Raw genomic sequence first — 3,268 nt, forward strand, 5'->3', positions numbered from 1 at the left:
GACTTACCCAAACACACCACTAAAGTGCTGCGCGGGATGCGGAAATACTCAACGGTGCGCGCCAAGGCAAAGCTATTCGGCGGAATGATGCAGACATCGGAAACGACATCGACAAAGTTTTTTTCGTCGAAGTTTTTCGGGTCAACAATAGTCGAGTTGATATTGGTAAAAATCTTGAATTCATTGGCGCAACGAACATCGTAGCCGTAGCTTGAAGTGCCGTAAGAAATAATGCGCTGCTCATCTTGATGACGAACTTGGCCAGGCTCAAAAGGCTCAATCATGCCTTGTTGCTCGGCCATACGGCGGATCCAATGATCTGATTTGATGCTCATGCCTAACTCACTACTTCGATGATGGGTTTAAAGGAATTCGAGTGTCGGCCACACGTTGACCAAGGGCCAAGCGCGCGGAGACGCGACGCGCTAGCTCAGTGTATTGCTGCGCTAAACTGCCGTCTGGATCAGCCGCAACGGTTGGGCAACCGGCATCAGTCTGCTCACGAATACGTTTATCTAAGGGCAGCTGCGCGAGCAGCGCAACGTCGTATTGCTCGGCCATTTGCACACCACCGCCAGAGCCGAAAATCGCCTCGGTATGGCCGCAGTTAGTGCAAATATGTTGTGACATATTCTCAACAATGCCGAGCACATTGATATCGACTTTACGGAACATCTCGATGCCTTTTTTCGCATCTAATGTCGCGATATCTTGCGGCGTTGTCACTACTACTGCGCCAGCGACTGGCACTCGTTGCGCGAGTGTTAGCTGGATATCGCCCGTGCCCGGCGGCATATCGACAATCAAATAATCTAAGCTCGACCAACGTGTTTGTGAGACTAGCTGAATCAGTGCGCCAGTAGCTTTCGGGCCACGCCAAACCACGGGGCTATCGCCTTGCAATAAGAAGCCGATGGACATGACATCTACGCCATGGGCGTGATGCGGGACAAACCAAGCATCATCGACGGTATCGGGATATTTACCGATGCCAATGCCGAGCATGGTGGGCAAGCTAGGGCCGTAAATATCGGCATCGAGCAGGCCGACCTTTGCACCTTCGCGCGCCAAAGCTAAGGCCAAATTCACCGCAGTGGTGGACTTACCAACGCCGCCTTTGCCAGAAGCCACGGCAATCACATTACGCGCCAAAGTCAGTGGCGCAACCTCGCCCTGTGGCTTGATACGTGGAATCTCGTGTGACCAACGAATATGAACATCACGCGCGCCGGCAACGTGCAACGCGGCTTCCAGCGGCGCCGCAAAAGCACCAGCAGGATCACGATGTGGGTACGGCAAAACGATGTGTACAAATACACGACCATCGTCGGTGACTTGCGTATCTGAAGCGCGCGCCAATAAAGCGTAGCTCGCGGCGCCCCCTAAATAGGGATCGCTGTGAGCAGCAAGTACGGCTTCAACTGCCGCTAGGGTAATGGGCATGGGTATTGCCCCTCAATGGCAAAAAACAAGGGGCTTATGCTAGCTCACCAAGCTACTCCTTGCACGGCCAATCACCGCCGCCGCTGCGCGCTCGCCCGAACGCACCGCCCCTTCCATATAGCCAGTCCAGTACCCCGGCAACTCAGTGCCGGCCCAAATAATGGAATGATGTGGCGTCGATAACGCATCGCGATAGCGCATCAATGCACCAGGGGCTAAATAGCCAGTCGGCGCGCCGCCACTCCACGGCTCATCAACCCAATTTTGCGAAATGAGCTCGCGCGGCGTACGTGCCTGCTCACCGAAAGCACGGACTAATGTTGAGAGCACTTGTTCGCGTTGCTCGGCCTCGCTGAGCTGCGAAAACACATCTAAATGCTCACCGCCAATAAACGCTAAAATACCTGCGCCGTGCGGCGTCGAGACATCAAATAACAAATTAATCGGGCCGTCAGCCAAGATGGTATTGCCCGACAAGCCCGCCTGCTGCCAAAACGCTCGCTCATAACGCACCACCACTTTCATTAAGCGCCCCATGCGATACACATCGCAAAGCTGGCGTTGCTCAAGTGGCAATGGCGGCTCGATAGCAAAATTTAGGCGCTGCGGCGGCGGCACTGCGACGATGACATCGGCTGCACGCCATACGCCCTGCTTTGTCGTTATTTCGGTATAGGCCCCGTGCATATCAATTTTTTCTACTGCGGCATCGAAATACACACGCTCGCCAAGTGCGGCGGCCAGCGCATTCGACACCGACTGACTGCCTTCGGCAAAACGACAGTCTTGCGCGCCATCGATGCTCGCTGTTAAGCGCTCAAAGTTACCCGGCGTATACTCGTCGCCAGCGCAGGCGATGTAATGCAGCACGAATAAAAACGACAGCTCCTGCGCATTCGCTCCCCATAAGGTTTCAAATGATGCCTCGGCGATGGCGCGAATCGTTGGCGATAAAAACAGCTGCTTATCGAGCCAATCGCCCAAGCTCATAGCATCCCACTTAGCCGCTTTTGCAGCCTGCCAGGGTGCGCCAACAGGCACCGTAGCGGCGAGCCGATTGAGCTGCCAGCTAATGCGCAACAATGCGGGAATCAAGCGCCAATCATGCGGCGCACCGCTACTAGTGATCAGCCCAAAGACCTTATCGCCATGAATTTTGTGCGAGCCACCGGAGCAATACACCTGCTTCAAGGTGCGACTGGTGGGCAATAACTGCAGATTAAATTCTTTTGCCAAGGCCAGCATGCGTAACTGCGTTGGCCCGACCCATGCTCCACCACGATCTATCGGCATACCCTCATGCCATTCGCTCCAACTGCGGCCACCGACACGCTCACGGGCCTCCAGCACGGCCACTGTTAAACCAGTACCGACTAATTGCCGAGCCGCCGTTAGTCCTGCTAAACCGGCACCTACAATCACCACATCGACTTGATTCATCTGCTGCTGACTCCGTGTTGGCGCTCACACAGTGCTATCATGCGCGACCTATTTATTTTGTGAATTAGTGTGCCATGACTCGTCGCTTACTGGTAACCAGTGCCCTGCCTTATGCCAACGGCCCTATCCATTTAGGCCATTTGGTGGAATACATTCAGACCGATATTTGGGTGCGTTTCCAGCGCTCGCGCGGTCACGACTGCCGCTATGTCTGTGCCGATGATGCCCATGGTACGGCCATCATGCTGAAAGCCGAGCAAAATGGCCTGTCTCCTGAAGCACAGATCGCCAACGTCAAAGCTGATCATGAGCGCGACTTTGCTGGCTTTAATATCGAGTTCGATAATTACCACTCCACGCACTCGCCCGAAAACGAAGCATTTTC

At 54.5% G+C, this 3,268-nt stretch carries 3 protein-coding genes and 1 pseudogene; 1 reads left to right on the plus strand and 3 read right to left on the minus strand.

Translation table 11 applies throughout. The features are described from left to right. The 3 genes and pseudogenes from AC3DKE_RS03250 to AC3DKE_RS03260 all read right to left on the minus strand — a co-directional run. On the minus strand, positions 1 to 335 hold a 335-nt coding region (locus tag AC3DKE_RS03250; RefSeq protein WP_487990060.1), incomplete at its 3' end, for a dCTP deaminase. A 10-nt stretch (positions 336 to 345) separates the two neighbouring features. Beyond that, a pseudogene (gene apbC / locus AC3DKE_RS03255) lies at positions 346 to 1,320 on the minus strand (iron-sulfur cluster carrier protein ApbC); the annotation flags it as partial. 162 nt (positions 1,321 to 1,482) lie between these two features. Next, on the minus strand, positions 1,483 to 2,883 hold the full coding sequence (locus AC3DKE_RS03260; protein ID WP_487990061.1) for a flavin monoamine oxidase family protein: 1,401 nt from the start codon (positions 2,881 to 2,883) through the stop codon (positions 1,483 to 1,485). A gap of 74 nt (positions 2,884 to 2,957) precedes the next feature. On the opposite strand from AC3DKE_RS03260, the gene AC3DKE_RS03265 reads away from it, so the two are divergent. Further along, on the plus strand, positions 2,958 to 3,268 hold a 311-nt coding region (locus AC3DKE_RS03265), incomplete at its 3' end, for a class I tRNA ligase family protein (RefSeq protein WP_487990062.1).

It is taken from the genome of Paraperlucidibaca sp. (genome assembly GCF_982810325.1).

What these genes read in the sequence shown, in the direction of transcription:
- AC3DKE_RS03260 (WP_487990061.1), bottom strand. Translation starts at nt 2,883, where the DNA reads ATGAATCAAGTCGATGTGGTGATTGTAGGTGCCGGTTTAGCAGGACTA.